17 protein-coding genes and 2 riboswitches are annotated in these 21,486 nt (G+C 67.3%); of the genes, 11 read left to right on the top strand and 6 right to left on the bottom strand.

Annotation, left to right across the window (positions count from 1 at the left end; genetic code table 11):
* Positions 1-52: 52 nt before the first annotated feature.
* Positions 53-541, top strand: a complete 489-nt coding sequence (locus tag E3T22_RS04125) for a GNAT family N-acetyltransferase (RefSeq protein WP_134480726.1) — start codon at positions 53-55, stop codon at positions 539-541.
* Between the two features lie 24 nt (positions 542-565).
* Here E3T22_RS04125 and E3T22_RS04120 read toward each other — a convergent pair whose 3' ends face one another.
* Positions 566-2,122, bottom strand: coding sequence for an HNH endonuclease signature motif containing protein (locus tag E3T22_RS04120; RefSeq protein ID WP_134480725.1), 1,557 nt, complete (start codon positions 2,120-2,122; stop codon positions 566-568).
* A gap of 109 nt (positions 2,123-2,231) precedes the next feature.
* A riboswitch (glycine riboswitch) is annotated at positions 2,232-2,330 on the top strand.
* A 1-nt stretch (position 2,331) separates the two neighbouring features.
* Positions 2,332-2,467: riboswitch (glycine riboswitch) on the top strand.
* A 72-nt stretch (positions 2,468-2,539) separates the two neighbouring features.
* Here E3T22_RS04120 and gcvT point away from each other — a divergent pair.
* From gcvT to gcvP, 3 genes are all read left to right on the top strand, one after another.
* A complete protein-coding gene (gene gcvT, locus E3T22_RS04115; protein ID WP_134480724.1) occupies positions 2,540-3,703 on the top strand; it encodes a glycine cleavage system aminomethyltransferase GcvT in 1,164 nt (387 codons plus the stop codon).
* 125 nt (positions 3,704-3,828) lie between these two features.
* Complete coding sequence (gcvH, locus tag E3T22_RS04110) at positions 3,829-4,200, top strand: glycine cleavage system protein GcvH (protein WP_088455608.1); 372 nt, start codon at positions 3,829-3,831, stop codon at positions 4,198-4,200.
* Positions 4,201-4,238: 38 nt separating this feature from the next.
* Positions 4,239-7,136 carry an aminomethyl-transferring glycine dehydrogenase gene (gcvP, locus tag E3T22_RS04105; RefSeq protein ID WP_134480723.1) on the top strand — a complete coding sequence of 966 codons (2,898 nt, stop codon included), beginning with the start codon at positions 4,239-4,241 and terminating at the stop codon, positions 7,134-7,136.
* A gap of 22 nt (positions 7,137-7,158) precedes the next feature.
* On the opposite strand, the gene E3T22_RS04100 is transcribed toward gcvP, so the two are convergent.
* Both E3T22_RS04100 and E3T22_RS04095 read right to left on the bottom strand, forming a co-directional pair.
* On the bottom strand, positions 7,159-8,025 hold the full coding sequence (locus E3T22_RS04100; RefSeq protein ID WP_241983590.1) for a CPBP family intramembrane glutamic endopeptidase: 867 nt from the start codon (positions 8,023-8,025) through the stop codon (positions 7,159-7,161).
* Positions 8,001-8,393, bottom strand: a complete 393-nt coding sequence (locus E3T22_RS04095) for a thiol-disulfide oxidoreductase DCC family protein (protein WP_134480722.1) — start codon at positions 8,391-8,393, stop codon at positions 8,001-8,003. The genes E3T22_RS04100 and E3T22_RS04095 overlap by 25 nt, the downstream gene beginning before the upstream one ends.
* Positions 8,394-8,706: 313 nt before the next feature.
* Between E3T22_RS04095 and E3T22_RS04090 the strand changes: the two genes are divergently transcribed.
* The 6 genes from E3T22_RS04090 to E3T22_RS04065 all read left to right on the top strand — a co-directional run bounded on the left by E3T22_RS04090 (position 8,707) and on the right by E3T22_RS04065 (position 16,779).
* Complete coding sequence (locus E3T22_RS04090; protein WP_088455612.1) at positions 8,707-10,326, top strand: ABC transporter substrate-binding protein; 1,620 nt, start codon at positions 8,707-8,709, stop codon at positions 10,324-10,326.
* A gap of 115 nt (positions 10,327-10,441) precedes the next feature.
* Positions 10,442-11,371, top strand: coding sequence for an ABC transporter permease (locus tag E3T22_RS04085; protein WP_088455613.1), 930 nt, complete (start codon positions 10,442-10,444; stop codon positions 11,369-11,371).
* Entirely contained in the window at positions 11,361-12,305 is a 945-nt protein-coding gene (locus tag E3T22_RS04080; protein WP_088455614.1) for an ABC transporter permease, read from the top strand. The genes E3T22_RS04085 and E3T22_RS04080 overlap by 11 nt, the downstream gene beginning before the upstream one ends.
* The gene (locus E3T22_RS04075; RefSeq protein WP_088455615.1) at positions 12,302-14,050 is read left to right on the top strand and encodes an ABC transporter ATP-binding protein; all 1,749 of its coding nucleotides are present in this window, start codon (positions 12,302-12,304) and stop codon (positions 14,048-14,050) included. The genes E3T22_RS04080 and E3T22_RS04075 overlap by 4 nt, the downstream gene beginning before the upstream one ends.
* A 246-nt stretch (positions 14,051-14,296) precedes the next feature.
* Entirely contained in the window at positions 14,297-16,207 is a 1,911-nt protein-coding gene (gene typA / locus E3T22_RS04070; protein WP_088455616.1) for a translational GTPase TypA, read from the top strand.
* Between the two features lie 113 nt (positions 16,208-16,320).
* Entirely contained in the window at positions 16,321-16,779 is a 459-nt protein-coding gene (locus E3T22_RS04065; protein ID WP_134480721.1) for a hypothetical protein, read from the top strand.
* A 106-nt stretch (positions 16,780-16,885) separates the two neighbouring features.
* Here the strand turns inward: E3T22_RS04065 and efeB are convergent, their stop codons facing one another.
* From efeB to efeU, 3 genes are read right to left on the bottom strand one after another with little or no spacing between them, the layout of a single operon-like run.
* On the bottom strand, positions 16,886-18,217 hold the full coding sequence (gene efeB, locus E3T22_RS04060; protein ID WP_134480720.1) for an iron uptake transporter deferrochelatase/peroxidase subunit: 1,332 nt from the start codon (positions 18,215-18,217) through the stop codon (positions 16,886-16,888).
* 1 nt (position 18,218) lies between these two features.
* Positions 18,219-19,388 (bottom strand): iron uptake system protein EfeO, encoded by a 1,170-nt coding sequence (efeO, locus tag E3T22_RS04055; protein ID WP_134409526.1) that lies wholly within the window; start codon positions 19,386-19,388, stop codon positions 18,219-18,221.
* A 37-nt stretch (positions 19,389-19,425) separates the two neighbouring features.
* Positions 19,426-20,289, bottom strand: coding sequence for an iron uptake transporter permease EfeU (efeU, locus tag E3T22_RS04050; RefSeq protein ID WP_088455620.1), 864 nt, complete (start codon positions 20,287-20,289; stop codon positions 19,426-19,428).
* Positions 20,290-20,462: 173 nt separating this feature from the next.
* Between efeU and E3T22_RS04045 the strand changes: the two genes are divergently transcribed.
* Positions 20,463-21,458, top strand: coding sequence for a hypothetical protein (locus E3T22_RS04045; protein ID WP_134480719.1), 996 nt, complete (start codon positions 20,463-20,465; stop codon positions 21,456-21,458).
* Positions 21,459-21,486 lie beyond the last annotated feature (28 nt).

Here is a 21,486-nt window from a genome sequence, read left to right as displayed (position 1 = left end):
CGTGCGGCATTTCGGGTCCGCGCTGACAAACGTGCGCTGGCATGCTGGATGGATGACTGAGGCTGTTTTCGACCTACCCGGCGGACCATTCACCCTGCGACAAGCGCTCGCTGAGGACGTGCCCGCGATCATCGGCCTGCTCGCCGACGACCAGCTGCGATCCGATGAGGAATCCACCGCGGCGCGGGATCTGGCACCCTACCTGGCTGCCTTCACCGCGATCGACGAAGCGGCAGACCAACTGCTCGTTGTCGTCGACGATCCCGCCGGGAAGGTGGTGGCCACTCAACAGCTCACGGTGCTGCCCGGGCTCGCCCGGTCCGGCGCTACCCGGTTGCAGATCGAGGCGGTGCGCGTGAGCGCCGCTCTTCGCGGCAACGGCCTCGGCAGCGAGATGCTGACCTGGGCGGTTGAGTACGGGCGCGGACGCGGTTGTCGGCTGGTACAGCTCACCTCCGACGCCTCCCGTCTCGACGCTCACCGCTTCTACGAGCGCCTCGGCTTCGCCTCCTCCCACGTGGGTTTCAAGCTGCTCCTCTAGCCTCGTTGGCTGCTCCTCCGGCTTCTAGAACGGTGGGTTCTCCGGTACCGGCGGTGTCGGGTGCCGGGTCGGCCGCTGCCGGGGCATCAGGTAGGTCTCGTCGGCGGGTCGCTTCCGGGTTTTCGGCCCGGCGACCGGTGGTCGTGGCCGGGGTGGGCCGATCGGGTTGGCGGGGTCGGTGCGGTAGCTGCGTTTCCCGGGGGAGGTCCAGTGCAGGATCCCGCCGGGTTCCTGCGTGACCCGCCACTGGGAGAGGTGTTTGAGTCGGTGGTGGGGTTCGCAGAGGTGGGCGAGGTTGTCACTGTCGGTGTTGCCGCCGCCGGCCCAGGGGTCGGTGTGGTCGACGTCGCTGGTCACCGCGGGTCGGGAACAGCCCGGGAACCGGCAGGTTTCATCGCGCACCCGCAGGTATTTCTTCATGGCCTTGGTGTTCTTGTGCTGGGTTTTGCCCAGCGAGAGCACCACCCCGGTTTCCGGGTGGGTCAGCAGCCGGGTGAAGCTCGGTGCGTGCCCGGCGATCTCCCGCGCGACCTCCGGGGAGATGGGCCCGTACCCTTCGAGGGTGGCGGGTTCCTCGTCCAAGCTCAGCAGGGTGAGCACGGGCACGGTGACCATGACGGTGCCGCGGATGCCGGCGCCCATCCCGTCGGGCGTGATTCCGTCCAGCAGTAGGGCGGCGGTGATGTCGGCGCGGAGTTGGTCGAGGGTGCGGGTCGGGATATCCTCCGTGGCATATGGGCGGAGCGCGAATGCGGTGCCGGCGCCGTCGGTGCCTTCCGCCTGGTCGGCCGGAGTTGGGTCGCCGGCCTTCCTCAGCTTGACGGCCATGCCGTTGATCCGGTCGTAGGCGGCCTTGGTGTCGTGGGCGGTGCCGTACCAGTGCAACCAGGCCATTCCATCCGGGGCGGCCTCCCAGTACGAACGCCGGTCGGCCAGCGCGTTCCGGTGCCGGGTCACGATCGATTCCGGGTGCAGTCTCTCCCGCAGCCGGCGGGCCTTGTCACGGAACCGGCCCACCGGCAGGCGTTTCGCGTCGGGCAGCACCTTCTCTTCAAACGCCGCCTGGCCCCCATCGGGCAGAGTGAGTAGCTGCCCGAGCAGGGTCGTGGCGTGCCGGTAGCTGATCTCGCCTCTGGAGAACGCCGCGAACGTGGCCGCTGCGTACGAGCTGAGGAACCGCGCCTCGTCCAGTTGCCGGTCGATGGTGCGCTCGGCCACCCGGGTCAGACACGCCGTCTCACTCACGATCGTGCGACGGGCGACCTCCCGGTCGTCCCACCGGTTGTACGCGGCGGCACCGGCCTGGTCCTCGGTCATGCTGGCCGCGTTGTCGTCGGCGAGGCGGATGTTCGCCGGGTTGCCGTGCAACCGGGAGGCGACCTGGGGTTGTTCGCTCCAGTCCTGCAGGTCCAGTAGGTGCTCGATCCGGCGGGCCTGGGCCCGGGCGATGAGGCGGTCATCGGCCGCGATCCGTTCGGTGTGCCGGACCAGATCGGTCTGGACACGGTCGACCAGGGTGGGCTCCGGAGAGTAGTCGTCATCGTCCGGAGCTGGCGGTAGTACCTCGTCAGCGATACTCATACTGAGATCGTCTCACCTACCACCGACACTGCACCCACTGCGCCACGCACCCGGGCGCGCTGGTCGGATAGACTTCATTCGCAGGACAATCAACTGAAAATCGGGCCACACGGTCGATGCGGGAGAGTTCGACGTCGTAGAGACGAGCGAACACCGAAGGAGCAATCCTCCCCGACAATCTCTCAGGTACTCGTACCGCATCGAACGGGCCACTCTGAAAAGCGGACGAGCACAGCGCGTCCGGGTTTCGCGTCAGCGGGATCCGGTCAGAACTGCCAAGTCCCGCCCACGGTGAAAGCCGGCGCACGCGCCGGTGAAGCTCTCAGGCCAGACGACAGAGGGGGAGTTCCCAACGGGGTTCGAACGAGCCCCGGAGCAACTCGTCCGGCATCTGCCCGGCGACGAACCGGAGAACTCATGACCTCGGCCAGCCCTGACCCCACCTCCTCCTCGAACGCCGCCGCCGCGACCGAACGCTTCTCGCCGCTGCACGCCGCCCACGTCGCCGCCGGCGCCAGTTTCACCGACTTCGCCGGCTGGCAGATGCCCGTGCGCTACTCCAGCGACCTCGCCGAGCACCACGCAGTACGCAAGACCGCCGGACTCTTCGACCTGTCGCACATGGCCGAGATCCGGGTCAGCGGCCCGCAGGCCGGCGAGTTCCTCGACCACGCCCTGGCCGGTCAGCTCTCGGTCATCGACCTTATGCAGGCCAAATACAGCCTGCTCCTCAACTCACGCGGCGGTATCATCGACGACCTCGTCGTCTACCGCACCGGCGAGACCGACTTTCTCGTGGTCGCCAACGCCGGCAACCACGACCAGGCCTTGGACGCCCTCACCGCGCGTGCCGCGCGTTTTGACGTCGCCGTCACGGATGAGAGCGACGACACCGCCCTCATCGCCGTGCAGGGCCCCAACGCCCTCGCCATCGTGCAGTCCACCGCCGGGCTCACCATCGACGGCGACCTCACGGGCCTCCGCTACTACCGCGCCCTCACGGCCACGTTCGCGGGCACGCCGGTGCTCATCGCCCGCACCGGCTACACCGGCGAGGACGGCTTCGAGATCTACCTGCCGGGCGTCGCCGCCCTCGCCCTCTGGGACGCCATCGTCGTCGCCGGCGTGCCGCACGACCTGGTTCCGGCCGGGCTCGCCAGCCGCGACACCCTGCGCCTCGAAGCCGGCATGCCGCTCTACGGCCACGAGCTGACCACCTCGACGTACCCCGCACAGGCGGGCCTGGGCCGGGTCGTCAACCTCGCCAAGCCGACCGACTTCGTGGGTCGCACCGCCAGCGAAGAGGGTCCGTCCGGCGATGCGCCCGTACTCGTCGGCCTGGTCTCGGCCGGCAAGCGTGCCGGCCGCGCCGGGTACCGGATCTTCCGCAGCACCGACGCCACCGAAGCGGAGGGTGTCATCACGAGTGGCGCGCTGTCGCCCACGCTCGGCTACCCGATCGCCATGGCCTACCTGCCGCCGGCGCTGGCCCGACTCGACACCGAGGTGTTCATCGACGTGCGTGGCACCCGCGCGCCGGCCACGGTCATCGCGCTGCCGTTCTACAAGCGCCGCAAGTAGCGCACTCTCCGCGGATGGCCCGGCTTCGGGCATCCGCTCACCCGATGTCGCCACAGCGCGCATCGCCCCGCACTGATCAACCCCGTACTGATCAAACCCGTGATCATCCCCTTGAGAGGAACCCCATGGCAGACAAGACCGAACTGCAGTACACCGCCGAGCACGAGTGGGTGCTCGTCGACGGCGACACCGCCACCGTCGGCATCACCGCCTACGCCGCCGACAAGCTCGGTGACGTGGTCTTCGTGGAACTCCCCGAGGTGGGCAGCGCCCTCGCCGCGGGGACCGTCGTCGGCGAGATCGAGTCGACCAAGTCGGTGGGTGAACTCTTCGCCCCCATCGACGGCACCGTCGCCGAGATCAACGACGCCGTCGTCGACAGCCCCGAACTCGTCAACAGCGACCCGCTCGGCGAGGGCTGGCTCATCAAGATCACCTTCGAGACCCTCCCGGCGCTGCTCAGCTACGCCGAATACACCGCCATCACCGGCGAATAAGCACCACCGAACCAGACCCCGGAAAGAGCCATCCCCACATGTCGCAGCCCTTCACCCAGCGTCACATCGGCACGGATGCCAACGCGCAGTCCCGCATGCTGTCCGTCCTCGGCCACGACAGCGTCGAGTCGCTCGTCAACGCGGCCGTTCCGGCCTCCATCCAGGTCGAGCAGTTCCGCACCCGCGGCGACAGCACCCTGCCGCCGGCTGCGACCGAGCGAGAGGCCATCCAGGAGCTGCGCGGCCTGGCCGACAAGAACACCGTGAAGCGCTCGATGATCGGGCTTGGCTATTACGACACGATCACGCCCGCCGTGATCAAGCGCAACGTACTGGAGAACCCGAGCTGGTACACCGCGTACACGCCGTACCAGCCGGAAATCAGCCAGGGCCGCCTAGAGGCCATCATCAACTTCCAGACCATGGTCGCCGATCTCACCGGCATGGCCACCGCCAACGGGTCGATGCTCGACGAATCCACCGCCGTGGTCGAGGGCATGCTGCTGGCCCGCCGCGCCTCCAAGTCGCCGTCGAACCGGTTCATCGTCGACGCGGATGCGCTGCCCCAGACCCACGCGCTGCTCGGCAACCGCGCGCACGCGCTCGGCATCGAACTGACCGTGCTGCCCCTGGACGAGAACACCACCGCGGAGGACCTCGGCGACTACTTCGGCATCTTCGTGCAGTACCCGGGAGCCTCCGGCCGCGTCTGGAACCCCGCCGGCGTGATCGCACTCGCCCACGAGAACAAGGCCCTCGCCATTGTCGCCGCCGATCTGCTCGCGCTCGCTCTGATCGTTTCACCCGGCGAACTCGGCGCCGACGTGGCCGTGGGCACCAGCCAGCGCTTCGGCGTGCCGATGGGCTTCGGCGGACCGCACGCCGGCTACCTCGCCGTGCGCAAGGGCCTGGAGCGCCAGATGCCCGGTCGCCTCGTGGGCGTGAGCGTCGACGCCGCCGGCCACCCCGCTTACAGGCTGTCGCTGCAGGTGCGCGAGCAGCACATCCGCCGTGACAAGGCCACCTCCAACATCTGCACCGCTCAGGTGCTGCTGGCCGTCATGGCGGGCATGTACGCGGTCTACCACGGGCCCCAGGGCCTCAAAGCGATCGCCACCGAGGTGCACGAACGCGCCGGCGCTCTGGTCGCGGCGCTGCGGGCGATCGACGTGGACCCGATCAACAGCAGTTTCTTCGACACCGTGCGGGTCTCGGTCCCGACCGGCGCCGCCGACATCGTCGCGCAGGCCGCTGCTGCCGGCTACAACCTGCACCAGGTCGACGCCACCACCATCGGCATCTCGGTCGACGAGACCACCACCGCGGCCGACCTGGCCGCCGTCGTGGGCTTCTTCGGCGGCCGCGACGCCTTCGGCCACGTCGACCTGACTGCGATCCAGGACGGCCTTCCTGGCGACCTGGCCCGCACCAGCGAGTACCTCACCCACGCCGTGTTCAACACGCACCGCTCGGAGACGAGCATGATGCGTTACCTCAAGCGCCTCGCCGACTACGACTACGCACTGGACCGCGGCATGATCCCGCTGGGCTCCTGCACTATGAAGCTCAACGCCGCCACCGAGATGGAGGCCGTCACCTGGCCCGAGTTCGGCGGACTGCACCCGTTCGCGCCGCGCGCCGATGTGGAGGGCTACCTCGAACTCATCCGCCAGCTCGAAACCTGGCTCACCGACGTCACCGGCTACGACACCGTGTCGCTGCAGCCGAACGCCGGCAGCCAGGGCGAACTCGCAGGTCTCCTCGCCATCCGCGGTTTTCACCTCGCCAACGGCGAGGTGGACCGCACGGTCTGCTTGATCCCGTCCAGTGCCCACGGCACCAACGCCGCCTCCGCGGTCCTCGCCGGCATGCGCGTCGTCGTCGTGGCTTGCGACGAGCTCGGCAACGTGGACCTCGACGACCTGAATGCCAAGATCGCCCTGCACGCCGAGACCCTCGCCGCGCTGATGATCACCTACCCCTCCACTCACGGCGTGTACGAGCACGAGGTCGGCACGATCTGCGCCGCCGTGCACGCCGCCGGCGGCCAGGTCTACGTGGACGGCGCCAACCTCAACGCGCTGCTCGGCTTCGCTCGCTTCGGCGACTTCGGCGGCGATGTGTCGCACCTGAACCTGCACAAGACCTTCTGTATCCCGCACGGCGGGGGAGGACCCGGCGTCGGACCTGTCGCGGCCAAGGCGCACCTGGCCCCGTTCCTGCCCGGGCACCCGCTCGCGCAGGACGACGAGCACTACCTGCTCGGCCGCACCGGTACCGAAACCGTCGTCCACGGTGGCGGACCCGTCTCGGCCGCGCCCTACGGCAGCCCGAGCATCCTGCCCATCTCGTGGGCCTACGTGCGGATGATGGGCGCCGACGGGCTCAAGCAGGCCACCGGTGCCGCGGTGCTCGCCGCGAATTACGTGGCCAAGCAGCTCAGCGGCCACTACCCGGTGCTCTACGCCGGGGACAACGGTTTGGTCGCGCACGAGTGCATCCTGGACCTCCGCCCGCTCACCGCGGCCACCGGGGCCACTGTCGACGACGTGGCCAAGCGCCTCGTCGACTACGGTTTCCACGCGCCCACGATGAGCTTCCCGGTCGCGGGCACGCTGATGGTGGAGCCCACCGAGAGTGAGGACCTCGGCGAGATCGACAGGTTCATCGAGGCCATGATCGGCATCAAGGCCGAGGCGGATGCCGTCGCCGCCGGCACCTGGCCGGCCGACGACAACCCGCTGCGGAACGCCCCGCACACCGCCCAGTCGGTGATCGAAGGGGAGTGGACGCATCCGTACGACCGCGAAACCGCGGTCTACCCGGTGCGCACCCTGATCCGCAACAAGTACTGGGCGCCGGTGCGTCGCATCGACAACGCCTACGGCGACCGCAACCTGGTCTGCGCCTGCCCGCCGCCCGAGGCGTTCGAGTAACCCCGGCCTCACGCGGAGCGGCTTACGTTGTGGGGGCGAGGAGCGCAGGCCACCAGAGCAGGGCGAGCGGGTAGCCGACGAAGGAGACGATGTCGAGCACCCAGTGCGCGATCACCAGGGGCATCACCCGGCCCCAGCGCAGGTAACACCAACCGAATACCACTCCCATCAGGGCATTGCCAACGAACGGCCCGATGCCCTGATAGAGGTGGTAGCTGCCGCGCAGCAGAGCTGCCGAGATGATGATGGTCCAGGCACTCCAACCCAGCTCGCGCAGCCGGGTGAACAGGTAGCCCACCACAATGAGCTCCTCGCTCAGTGCGCTCCGTATCGCCGAGAAGATCAGGATCGGGATCGTCCACCAGAAAGTGTCCAGCGGTGAGGGCACCACGGCCACCGTGAAGCCCAGCGCGCGGCCGGCCAGGTAGAGCCCGAGTCCCGGGATGCCGATCAGCAGCAGAAGGCCGCCGCCGCGGAGCAGATCCCGGCGCGGCTCGGTGAGATCCACCCCGAGCCGACGGAACCCACTCTGCCCGGGCCGCCAGAGCAGGTAGAGCACCAGGGCCACCGGGAACAACGTGAAGACGATGCCGAGGAATTGGTAGGTGAAGTCCAGCCACTCGCGCGTCGACTGCGACCCGTTGATGGTCGCCGACTGATCGCTGAGCGCGACCTCGGCCGTGAGTCGGGAAATGATCGACACTATCGAGTACACGGCAGAGGCACCGAGCGAGAGCCCGAGCACGATCGCGATCTCCCATTTCAGCCGCACCCTCGATAACGCCGGAGTATCGGCGGCCGCCGAGGGGGAGCGGGTTTGCGCGGAGGGGACCGGGGGATCGGCCGGGTCGGAGGAGTAGTCGCTCATGTCGCGTTCGGCATCCGGCACGCCGGGGTGCCTCCCGGCAACCGATAGCGGTAGCGGGCCACGAGGCTGTAACCGGCCGCGGCCGCCCACGACCACGGCGGCACCGTGGCGAGCCAACCGAGCACCCGCAGCGCGGCAACCGGCTGGCCACGCAACAACGCTGCCACCGCGGCAGCGCCGCCGTGGTGCCGGCCCCCCGCGACGAACCACACTCGGCTCCTGGCCTGCTGCTCGGTGAGACCGAAGGCAGCGAGGTCGGTCCACTGGAACGGCGCGGTGGCCGGCACCCGGGGCAGCGTACGCTGGAGCCACAGCACCGCGGTGGTGCAGAACCCACAGTCGCCGTCGAAGATGAGCGTGGCGGGCTGTTCGGGCGGGGTGGTCGGCATTCCTCTATTTTGCGCCCTTGGTGCTCGCGCGCGTGTTTTCGGGCCAATTGATCCTTACGCGGTGGGATTTGAAAACGCTTGCATGCGTCGGAGGGACCTTGGTCCCAAGCTTCGTGAGAGATCCTCGCAGGATTCGCAGAAAAAACCGCGAAATCGGCGTGAAGCGCAAGAATCGTGCGTCTTTCATTACTGCTGTGTAACGTTTACCGTCAGGTTTTGCTCCCGGCGCCTGACGTACCTAGGGTTTTGATAACTAGCGCGCTGCTATGGGCTTCGGCCACGGCGGCGCCTTCACCTTTGCACAGGAGGAATTTTGAAGAGATCCCGCATGGGCCTCAGCGCCCTCGCGCTCATTTCGGTGAGCGCTCTGGCGCTTTCGGGTTGCGCGACATCCAACGACGAAGAGGCCACTTCGGCCGGCGACGCGTCCGCAGTTGTCAGCACCAATGGCAGCGAGCCGCAGAACCCGTTGATCCCGACCAACACCACCGAGACCGGCGGCGGCAAGATCGCCACGTCGATCTTCGCGGGCCTGGTCTCGTACAACGCTGACGGCGAGATCGAGAACGAGGTCGCCAAGTCGATCGAGTCTGACGACGCTACCAACTGGACCGTCACGCTGGAAGAGGGCTGGACCTTCACCAACGACGAACCCGTCACGGCTTCGTCCTTCGTGGATGCCTGGAACTACGGCGCGCTCTTCAGCAACGCCCAGAGCGCCTCCTACTTCTTCGACGACATCGTGGGCTTCGACTACGAGGTTGACTCCGAACTGACCGGCCTGAAGGTCGTCGACGACACGACCTTCACGGTTGAGCTCGCTTCGCCCGAGGCCGACTGGCCGCTGCGCCTCGGCTACACGGCCTTCATGCCGCTGCCGTCCGCCGCGTACGACGACATGGCCGCCTTCGGTGAAAACCCGATCGGCAACGGCCCGTACATGCTCGATGGCGAGGGTGCCTGGGTTCACGAGGAGAAGATCAGCCTCGTGACCAACCCCGGTTACGAAGGCGTGCGCAAGCCCGTCAACGGTGGACTCGAGATCAAGTTCTACTCCACCCAGGACGCCGCGTACGCGGACGTACAGGGCGGCAACCTCGACGTGCTGGACGCTGTTCCGGACTCCGCGTTCGAAACCTACGAGGCCGAATTCGGCGAGCGTTCGGTGAACCAGGCTGCAGCCATCTTCCAGGGCTTCAACATGCCGTACTACCTCGAGCACTGGAGCGGCGAAGAGGGCAAGCTGCGTCGTGCAGCGATCTCGATGTCGATCAACCGCGAGGAAATCACCGACGTCATCTTCCAGGGCACCCGTACCCCGGCAACCGACTTCACCTCTCCCGTCATCGACGGCTACTCCGACCAGCTCGAAGGCGCCGAAGTTCTCGAATACAACCCGGAAGAGGCCGTCAAGCTGTGGGCCAAGGCTGACGCCATCGCACCGTACGGCGACTCCACGTTCGACATCGCCTACAACTCCGACGGTGGCCACCAGGCCTGGGTCGACGCCGTGATCAACAGCGTCGTCAACACGCTGGGCATCTCCGCGACCGGCAAGCCGTACCCGACCTTCGCCGCAGCACTCGAAGACCGCTCGAACGACGCACTGACCGGTGGAACCCGCGCCGGCTGGCAGGGCGACTACCCGTCGATGTACAACTTCCTCGCTCCCCTGTACCAGACCGGTGCCGGCTCGAACTACGAGGACTACTCGAGCGAAGAGTTCGACTCCCTCCTCAAGGAAGGCGCCGCGGCTGAAACCGTCGAGGACGCAACCGCCAAGTACCAGGCTGCACAGGAGGTTCTGCTGAAGGACCTGCCGTCCATCCCGCTGTGGTACTCCAACGTCAACGGCGTTTGGGCTGACACCGTCAGCGACGTGGTGTTCGGCTGGGATTCCGTCCCGCTTTACTACCAGATCACCAAGGGTTAATTCCTAGTTCCACCCGCAGTGCAATGTCCGGGGCGTCAAGCCCCGGACATTGCACTGACTAGACTCATTCAGTGATTGCGATCCTCATGCATAAAAGATTCTCGGAGCTCACCTGATGCTGTGGTACACAGGCAGGCGCGTCCTCCAAATGATCCCCGTCTTCTTCGGGGCGACATTCTTGATCTATTTCATGGTCTTCTCCCTACCAGGCGACCCGATCGCGGCGCTGTACGGCGACCGTCCGCCGGCACCCGGCGTGATCGAACAGATCCGAGCCCAGTACAACCTGGACAAGCCGCTGCTGCAGCAGTACCTGATCTACATCGGCAACTTCTTCCAGGGCGACCTGGGCACCACCTACTCCGGACGACCGGTCAGCGACGTGATGGCCGGGGCGTTCCCGATCACCTTCCGCCTGGCCATGTTGGCCCTCGTCTTCGAAGCCTTCGCCGGCATCCTCGTCGGACTCGTCGCGGGCCTGCGCAAGGGCAAGTGGTTCGACGCCAGCGCCCTCGTGGTGAGCCTGCTCCTGATCAGCGTGCCGACCTTCGTACTCGGCTTCCTGTTCAGGCTCATTTTCGGCGTGCAATTAGGTTGGTTCAGAACCACAGTGAGCAGTGAGGCTCCGTGGGGCGAACTCATCCTCCCCGCCCTGGTTCTGGCCAGTGTGTCCTTCGCCTATATCGTGCGCCTCACCCGCGCCAGCGTCGCCGACAACCTCAACGCCGACTTCGTTCGCACCGCCACCGCGAAGGGCCTCTCCAGGCGCCGCGTGGTCACGGTGCACGTGCTGCGCAACTCCCTCGTTCCCGTCGTGACGTTCCTGGGTGTCGACCTCGGTTCGCTTATGGTCGGTGCGATCATCACCGAGGGAATCTTCAACATCAACGGCGTCGGTGGCACCGTGTACAAGGCGATCGTCCTCGGCGAGAGCACCACAGTGGTGTCATTCATCGCCGTCATGGTGGTCATCTTCGTTCTCGCCAACCTGCTCGTCGACCTGCTGTACGCAGCTCTGGACCCAAGGATTCGTTATGCCAAATAAGAGTGGCCAGGCCCACTTCGTCGCGGAGCTGGAAGACACCCCGGTAGCCCCGATTGACCGTCTCGACGAGTCGCAGAAGGCTCGCAGCACCTGGGCGGATGCCTGGGACTCGATGCGCCGCCGGCCGATGTTCTGGATCTCCTCAGTGCTGATCCTGATCATCGCCCTTGTCGCACTGTTCCCAGGACTGTTCACCTCGGTGTCGCCGAACCTCGACTGCCAGCTGGCGAACAGCAACGGCGGTCCAGAAGCCGGTCACCCGTTCGGGTTCACCCGGCAGGGCTGCGACGTGTACGCGCGCACCATCTTCGGCACCCGGGCCTCGGTCACCGTCGGCCTCCTGGCCACCGGACTCGTCACCCTCATGGGAGTCATCCTCGGCTCCCTCGCGGGATACTACGGCGGCTGGCTCGACGCAATCGTCTCCCGCGTCGGCGACATCTTCTTCGCCATCCCCACCATCCTCGGCGCCATCGTGCTGATGTCGGTGCTTCCGGCCGCGACGCCCACCTCGGTGGCCTTCGTGCTGTCGATCTTCGCCTGGCCCCAGATCGCCCGCATCATGCGCGGTGCGGTGCTGTCGGCCACGAACTCCGACTACGTGATGGCCTCGACAGCTCTCGGTGTGTCGAAGTTCCGGATTCTGCTGCGCCACGTGATCCCCAACTCGATCGCCCCGGTCATCGTGATCGCCACGGTGTCACTCGGCACGTTCATCGTCGCCGAATCGACCCTGTCGTTCCTGGGCATCGGCCTGCCGACCAGCGTGATGTCTTGGGGTAATGACATCAGCCAGGCCCAGACATCCCTTGTCACCAACCCGCAGGTGCTCCTGTACCCCGCGGCCGCCCTGTCCATCACGGTGCTCGCGTTCCTGATGCTCGGCGACATTCTGCGCGACGCGCTTGACCCGAAGGCGAGGGCGCTTCGATGAGCCAGACACTGACAGACACCAACCCAGGGGGCGTCGAGAGCGACGAGCAGCCCCTGCTGCAGATTCGCAACCTCGAGGTCGGTTTCCAGACCCAGCGCGGCCTCGTTCCTGCCGTGCGCGGCGTGGACATCACCCTGTACTCCGGCCAGACGCTGGCCATCGTCGGGGAGTCGGGCTCCGGCAAGACCACCACGGCGCAGGCGATCATCGACCTGCTCCCCGGCGCGGGCAAGATCACCGGCGGCCAGGTGCTCTTCGAGGGCCGTGACCTCACCAAGCTCAGCCCCAAAGACATCCAGGCGGTGCGCGGAAACCTGATCGGTTACGTACCCCAGGACCCGATGTCCAACCTCAACCCGGTGTGGAACATCGGTTTCCAGGTTGAGGAGGCCATCAAGGCCAACGGACTCGCTCAAGGCAAGGAAGCGCGCGCCCGCACCATCCAGGTGCTGCAGGAAGCCGGACTCAGCGACGCTGCGGACCGACTCAAGCAGTACCCGCACCAGTTCTCCGGCGGCATGCGCCAGCGCGTGCTGATCGGCATCGGCCTGTCCGCCCGGCCGAAGCTGCTCATCGCCGACGAGCCCACCTCGGCGCTCGACGTCACCGTGCAGCGTCAGATCCTGGACCACCTGGGAACCCTGACCCGCGACTACGGCACCAGCGTGTTGTTCATCACGCACGACCTGGGCCTGGCCGCGGAGCGCGCCGAACAGCTCGTGGTGATGTACAAGGGAAAGATCGTCGAGTCCGGTCCCTCGCAGGAGATCCTGGCGAACCCGCAGCACCCGTACACGCAGCGGCTCGTGTCTGCGGCACCGAGCCTGGCCTCCCGGCGTATCCAGTCGGCCAAGCACGCGTCCGTCGGCGACTCCGGGATCTACGGCGGCGGTTCCCTGGACGACACCCTGGTCGCCAGGGCTGCCGAGCGCGAGAGCCTCGCTCCCGTGAAGGACCTGATCTCGATCGACAACATCTCCAAGGTGTACCGGATCCGCAAGAAGGGTCTGCGCAGCGAGGAGCTCAAGGCCGTCGACGGCGTCACCTTCGGCATTCAGAAGGGCACCACCACGGCCCTCGTCGGCGAGTCCGGCTCGGGCAAGTCCACAGTCGCCAAGCTCGTGCTGCAGCTGGAGAGCATCACCAGCGGCTCGATCGAGTTCGACGGTCAGGACGTCGCCGGGCTCAAGGGCAAGGAACTGCTCAAGTTCCGCCGCCGCGTGCAGCCGGTCTTCCAGGACCCGTACGGGTCCCTCGACCCGCAGTACAGCGTGGGCAACACCATCGCGGAGCCGCTGCTAGCGCACGGCGTCGGAACTGCGAAAGAACGACAGGAGCGGGTCAAGGAACTCCTCGACCAGGTCTCGCTGCCGTGGTCGTCGCGATTCCGGTACCCGAGTGAACTCTCCGGCGGTCAGCGCCAGCGCATCGCCATTGCGCGAGCGCTCGCGCTCAAGCCCGACGTGCTCGTGCTCGACGAGGCCGTGTCGGCACTCGACGTTCTCGTGCAGGGGCAGGTGCTGAACCTGCTCACCGAGCTGCAGACCGAGTTGGGCCTGACCTACCTGTTCATCACCCACGACCTCGCCGTGGTGCGCCTCGTCGCCGACAACGTGTGCGTGATGCAGAAGGGCCGGATCGTGGAGGCCGCGTCGACTGACGACGTGTTCGACAACCCACAGCAGGCATACACGCAGGAGCTGCTGGCCGCCATTCCCGGCGGTAACTTCCAGTTCGGCCGCTAGGGTCCGCGTGTGAAATGACTGCCCCCCGGCCTGCGCCGGGGGGCAGTCGTCATCTGGGGGTGGGGAGCGTTTGCCGGCTGTTCAGGTGCCGGGAACGCACTGTATATAGGAGCGATCGATACTCGCCCGACGCGAGGCGGGCCGAATACGGTACGATAGACCCTTGGGTCCATAGAGATCCCACTCATCCACTCTGCGCCGCACGTGATTTTACGCGGCATCCATTCTTCGTAAGGATCTATTTTTATGGCGATTGCTACCCGCAATAACCTCCGGAATGTTGCAATCGTTGCCCACGTTGACCACGGCAAGACGACGCTGGTCGACGCGATGCTGCAGCAGACGAACTCGTTCGCCGAGCACTCGCACACCGAAGAGCGTGCGATGGACTCCAACGAACTCGAGCGCGAAAAGGGCATCACCATCCTCGCCAAGAACACGGCGATCTCGTACAAGGGCATCCACGCCACTGACGGCCCCATCACCATCAACGTCATCGACACCCCCGGCCACGCCGACTTCGGTGGCGAGGTCGAGCGCGGCCTGTCCATGGTCGACGGTGTTGTGCTCCTCGTCGACGCTTCCGAGGGCCCGCTGCCGCAGACCCGCTTCGTGCTCCGGAAGGCACTTGAGGCGCACCTGCCCGTGATCCTCCTGGTCAACAAGACCGACCGTCCCGACGCCCGTATCGATGAGGTCGTCGAAGAGAGCCAGGACCTGCTCCTCGGCCTCGCTTCCGACATGGCCGACGACGTGCCCGACCTGGACCTCGACCTGGTCCTCAACGTTCCCGTCGTCTACGCGTCCGGCCGTGCCGGCGCCGCCAGCCTCACCAAGCCGGAGAACGGCTCACTGCCCGACAACGACGACCTCGAGCCGCTCTTCGAAGCGATCCTCCAGCACATCCCCGCTCCCGTCTACGACGACGAGCACCCGCTGCAGGCCTGGGTCACCAACCTCGACTCCTCGCCGTTCCTCGGCCGCCTCGCGCTGCTGCGCGTTTTCCAGGGCACCATCAAGAAGGGCCAGACCGTGGCCTGGGTCAAGCACGACGGCACCGTTTCCAACGTGCGCGTGACCGAGCTCATGATCACCAAGGCACTTGACCGGTACCCGGCCGAGAGCGCCGGCCCCGGTGACATCGTCGCCGTCGCCGGTTTCCCCGACATCACCATCGGTGAGACCCTCGCCGACCCCGATGACGTGCGCCCGCTGCCGACCATCACGGTCGACGACCCCGCCATCTCGATGACCATCGGCACCAACACCTCGCCGCTCATCGGCAAGGTCAAGGGCCACAAGCTCACCGCCCGCATGGTCAAGGACCGTCTCGACAAGGAGCTCGTCGGTAACGTCTCGCTCCGAGTTCTCGACATCGGCCGTCCGGACGCCTGGGAAGTCCAGGGCCGTGGCGAGCTCGCTCTCGCCATCCTGGTCGAGCAGATGCGTCGTGAAGGCTTCGAGCTCACCGTCGGCAAGCCGCAGGTGGTCGTCAAGCGCGTCGACGGCAAGATCCACGAGCCGTACGAGCACCTCACCATCGACTCGCCCGAAGAGTACCTCGGTGCGATCACCCAGCTCCTCGCCGCCCGTAAGGGTCGCATGGAGAACATGGCGAACCACGGCACCGGCTGGGTCCGCATGGAATTCATCGTTCCGTCGCGCGGCCTGATCGGTTTCCGCACCGAGTTCCTGACGGACACCCGCGGTACCGGTATCGCCAACGCGATCTTCCACGGCTACGAGGCCTGGGCCGGCACCATCAACACCCGCACCAACGGCTCGATCGTCGCCGACCGTGCCGGTGTTGTGACGCCGTTCGCCATCATCGCCCTGCAGGAGCGCATGCAGTTCTTCGTCAACCCGACCGAAGAGGTCTACGAGGGCATGGTCATCGGCGAGAACTCGCGCGGCGACGACATGGACGTCAACATCACCAAGGAAAAGAAACTGACCAACATGCGTCAGTCCACGTCAGACACCTTCGAGTCGATGACGCCGTCCAAGCAGCTCACCCTCGAGCAGTGCCTGGAATTCGCCCGCGAAGACGAGTGCGTCGAGGTCACCCCCGCCGTCGTTCGTATCCGCAAGGTGGAGCTCGCCGCATCCGCTCGTCAGCGCAACGTGTCGCGTCTGAAGAAGCAGGACGCAAACTAGTTCGCAGCTTGATCTGACCGCAGGCATCCTGTTCCGGTTTTCCGGCGCGGGGTGCCTGCGTTTTTTTGTCAGTCGTTCCCGCTCAAGCGGGAGCCCCGCACCGTGAGGACCCCATGACCCCTGGATTGAAGACGAAGATGTCGCCGCTGCGGATGGGCCTGGCCCTGGCGGCGGTGCTGGCCGTAGCGCCGGCGCTGGCCGGCTGCTCCGACGCGAAGGTGCAGGATGCCGTGAACGGCGCCGTGCAGGGAGCCACCGACGGCGACGTGAGCCTCGGCGGCGCGCTGCCCGACGGCTGGCCGGCGGAGATCCCCGTGATCGACGGCGAGATCAAGTTCGGCGCCGGCAACACCACCAACGGCGACCAGGGCTGGGTCGTCACGGTCGCCTCCGGCGCAGCGGACCCGCTGGCCGACGCCGAGCAGAAGCTCGTCGATGCCGGCTTCGTACCTGACACCAGCGCCTCGGCCAACGTGGGCGACGTCGGCGTGGTTGCCTTGAAAAACGCCACCCACATCGTGACCATCGCCGGCACTCCCGACGGCGTGCTCTACACGGTCGCCCCGGCCTGATAACGCGCTCCGTCGTCGGTCGAGCTTGTCGAGACCCGGCGGCTCGGTCTACGGCTCCACTTCGACAGGCTCAGCACGGCGTCGACAGGCTCGACCGACGCAGTTGTCAGGCGAAGAGGGGCGCGCCCACGTAGGAGCCCTTGGCTGCTCCGGGCGGGACGGCGAAGAGTGCGGAGCCGACGTGGCGGATGTACTCGTTCAGGGCGTCGTGGCGGGCCAAATTCAGCTGCACGGCCGTGAAGCTGGCGGGGGTGCGCTGGAAACTGATGAAAAACAGCCCGGCGTCAAGGCGGCCGAGGTCGTCGTTGCCGTCCACGAAGTTGTAGCCGCGGCGCAGCATCCGGATACCGTCGTTCTGGCTGGGATGAGCCAGCCGCACGTGCGCCGCGGTGTCGATCAACGGCTGGTCGGCGCGCCCGGCGAGCTCAAAATCAGGTTCGGTGAACTCGGTGCCGCCGGATAGCGGCGCACCCTCGCCCTTGTTGCGGCCGATCACGGTCTCCTGCTCGCGCAGGCTGGTGCGGTCCCAGGTTTCGATGGTCATCCGGATGCGCCGCGCCACGAGATAGGACCCGCCCGCCAGCCACGCGGGCCCGTCGGAGGCTCCCACCCAGAGGTGTTCCGTCACCGCGGCCGGCTCCTCGGCCTTGATGTTGGCGGTGCCGTCCTTGAACCCGAACAGGTTGCGCGGGGTGGCCTGGCTGGTGCTCGTGGACGAGGTGCGGCCGAAGCCGAGCTGGGACCAGCGGATCGCCGCACGCCCGAAGGCGATGCGGGACAGGTTGCGGATGGCGTGCACGGCGACCTGGGGGTCGTCAGCGCAGGCCTGGATGCAGAGGTCTCCGCCGCTCCTGGTCTCCTCGAGCATGTCGCCGGGGAAATGCGGTACATCGACCAGCTCGGCCGGTCGACGGGCGGCCAGGCCGAAGCGATCCACGCCGGCCGCGGTCTGGAAGAGGGTGGGCCCGAACCCGAACGTGATGGTCAGGCCGGCCGGCGGCAGGCCGAGGGCCTCGCCGGTGTCTTCCGGCGGGGCGTCGTACGGGCCGCTGACCGAACCGTAGTCGCCGACATCACGGCCAGCGGTCATCGCGGCGGCCGCGACGGTCCAGTCCTGCAGCAGTTCGATGAGGTCGGCGCGGGTGGTGCCGTCGGCCACGTCGAACGCGGCAAAGTGCAGCCGGTCCTGGGCAGGCGTGACGATGCCGGCCTGGTGCTCCTGATAGAACGGGTAGACGGTGCCGGCATTGGTCTGTGCAGAGGACGCCGCGACGGCCAGCGCGGCCCTGTCGCCGGCGACGCCCAGCCCGAGGCCGGCCACCCCGACGCCGGCCAGGCCGAATAGACCGCGCCTGGACAGGCCGCGGGGTGCCTGCGGACCCGCGCCGGTGTCTGGGCCGTCTGCGGTGGGGGAATCGGAGCTGGTGGCGCCGGTCATGTTAGAGCACGAGCGTTGCGGTCAGCTGGTTCAGCGGCTCGCCGAGGGCGTTCACCTGGTCGGCGAAGGCCTTGATCTCGGCGGGCGTGAGGTCGGTGTAGAGGGTGAAGTCCTCGCCGACACGCTGGGCATCGAGCAGCTCCTGCAGCTCGGCGAACTCGCTGTCGAGGTCGGCGGCCAGGTCGGCGTCTTCCTCGAGCAGGATGTCGCGCACCCCGGCGTAGAGCACCTTGGCACCGTCGATGTTGGCCTGGAAGTCCCACAGGTCGGTGTGCGACCAGAACTCTTCCTCGCCGGTGACCTTGCCGGTGGCGACCTCGTCGAGCAGGCCGATCGCGCCGTTGGTCTGCTGGGACAGGGTGAAGTCCAGATCCTGCACCTTCTCGTTCAGCGTCGTGGTGTCGGCGACGAGCAAGGTAGCCAGGTTCTGGCGCTGTTCAGGCGTGTACGCGGCGAAGCCGGCCTCCGCGTCGGCGGGCCAGAGGTCCTTCTCGATCGCGTGCCAGCCGGTCCAGTCCTGGCCTTCCTCGAGGTCGGCCTCACGGAGGTCCAGCTGCGGGTCGAGGTCACCGAAAGACTCCGCCACGGTCTCCACGCGTTCCCAGTGGGCGCGGGTGGGGGCGTACAGGGCGCGGGCGGTGTCATCGTCGCCGGCCAGGTAGGCGTCGGCGAAGGCCTGGGTTCCGGTGAGGAGCTGAGCGACCTGATCGCGCACGTAGGCGGCGTAGTTGGCGTTGGCGACCTCGATGCGGGCGTCCAGGTCGGCATCCACCGTGACGTCAGTGCCGGAGTCGGTGACGGTGAAGGCCTTCTGGTCGATGCCCGCACCGACCATGCCGGGCTTGCAGGTGGTCACGTAGCGGCCGGGCATGAGCTGAACGACCAGGTCGCGGCTGAGGCCGGGGCCGATGTTCTCGACCTCGCCGACGATGCGCAGGCCGTCTTCGGCGAGCAGGTAGAACTCGGTGACCTGGTCGCCCGAGTTGGTGACCGTGAAGCTGAGGTTGCCGGACGGCGCCTCGGCGGCCGACACCGTGCAGGCATCCGCGCTGCTGTCGACGGTGAGGGCGGCCTGGGCCGAGTCGCTGCCGGTGGCGTTGGCGACGCAACCGGTGAGGGCAAGCAAGCCGACGGCTGAGGCGGCTACGAGGGGGAGGAGGCGGGCTCGCATGGGGGTCCTTAGAAGGGAGGCGGTGCGGGGCGTGGGGTCAGTGGGTGACAACCGCGGGTGCGGTCTGGGGGAGTACGGCGGACGGCGTCGGCGTCGGCTTCGCTTGCCGGCTCTTCACAATGAAGAGGGTCAGGGTGGGCACCACGTACGCGATCCAGGCGAACATCTCCAGCCAGGTGGTGGCCGGCGAGAAGTTGAGGGTGCCCTTGAGCAGGGTGCCGTACCAGCTGTCCGGAGGGATCACGGCGGAGACGTTGAACGCGAGGGCGTTGAGTCCGGGCAGGATGCCGGCCTCCTGCAGGTCGTGCACCCCGTAGGAGAGCACTCCGGCGGCAACGATGATGAGGATGGCACCGGTCCAGGTGAAGAACCGGCTCAGGTTGATCTTGAGCATGCCGGAGTAGATCAGGGCGCCCAGGCCGACTGCGGTGAGGATGCCCAGGCTCGCCCCGACCAGCGGAAGCGTGGTCGCTCCGGTGGCCTGCACGGCCGCCCAGATGAACAGGGCCGTTTCGATGCCCTCGCGGCCGACGGCGAGGAACGCGACGAGAACCAGGCCCATTCCGGTGCCGGTGAGGTGCTTGTCGATGTTGCCGTGCAGGTGCCCCTTGAGGTCGCGGGCGGTGCGCAGCATCCAGAACACCATCCAGGTCACCAGCCCCGTCGCGATGATGGAGAGCAGCCCGCCGATGGTCTCCTGCGCGGCGAAGCTCAGGCCGTAGGTGCCGAAGGTGAGGATGGCGCCCAACAGGAGGGCGAGAAGCACGGCGAGGCCGACGCCCGCCCAGATCCGGGGGAGAACGTCGCGGCGGCCGATCTTGACCACATAGGCGATCAGGATCGTCACGATCAGCGCGGCTTCGAGTCCTTCGCGCAGGCCGATCAGGTAGTTTGCGAGCACAGTGCTTCCCGGTTGTTGTGGGTGGGGTGATGGGGCCAACAATTGGTAAGGCTTACCTTACCCACCCACTCTACGTAAGAACGCCGGATGTGTCCAGCTAAGATTTGTCAGCGGCCCCAGTGCCGCAGCACGTCTTGCCAACCGCGCTCGTCCACGTTGTTCAGGAGTCACCCATGCTTATGTCCGGGAACGGCGAACGGGTGGTCTTCGTGCTCGACGCACCCGGCGATGAATCGTTGCACACCGGCGGCACCATCGCCCGGCTCCTGGATGACGGCGCCGACGTCACCGTGCTCTTCGGGTCGGCGACGCCGTACGACAGCGACGCATCCGTACCGACTCCGGCATCCGCCGGCGCAGCGGATGTGGCAGCCGCCCGGGCGGCACTCGGTGAGACCGACCCTGCACAGTGGCGGGTCCTGGCCGGCGAGCCGCAGGGTGCGCAGCGCCGCGCGGTGCTGGGCGAGGCCTTCGCCCAAGCGCACGCCACCGCCGTCGTGGCCGCCGCCGTGGACCCGGCCCTGCGCCAGGCCGCCGTCGACGCGGCAGGCGAGCAGGGTGTGCCGGTGTTCCTCAGCAGCCGGGTGTCGGCGGTTCCCGGCGTGCGGCTCACCGCGATCGACGTCAGCGACCACATTCACCAGAAACTGGCGGCCCTGGCCGCGTATCCCGGCCGGTGGCGGCTGGACGGCCGGGTGGTGCGTCTTGACGACGGCACCGAGGCCCTCGTCACCGGCACCGAAACCTATGCCAGCGGTAGCGGCCCCGCCCAGCCGGCCGAGCTCGAGGCGCCAACGGTCGGATCCAGGCTGCTGGCCGTCCTGATGGCTCTCTTCGCCGGCGCGCTCTTCGGTGTTCTCGGCACTGTGGCGCACCAGACCACGATCGAACTGGGCTCCCTGACGATCCCTGTCGGCCTGACCCTGGCACTACTGGCCAGCGGGACCCTCCTGCTCGGGTTACGCCTGGTTGTGCACGACAGGCTCGTGGTCCTCGCCGCGGCGATCGGCCTGGTCGCCACGGTGTTCCTGCTGTCGCTCCGCAGCACCGGCGGCTCGGTGCTGGTGCCAGCCGGGGTGCCAGGCACGGTCTGGTCGATGGCGCCCGCGCTGTTCGCCGCCCTCGTCATCGCGTGGCCCCGAATTCCCGCCCGTCGGCCGACGGCGTAGACTGATCACTCTGTTCGTGAAGGGAATC

It is taken from the genome of Cryobacterium sp. TMB3-10 (assembly GCF_004402305.1).
Lineage (GTDB): Bacteria > Actinomycetota > Actinomycetes > Actinomycetales > Microbacteriaceae > Cryobacterium > Cryobacterium zongtaii.
This window is presented reverse-complemented; position numbering and strand designations above follow the sequence as displayed.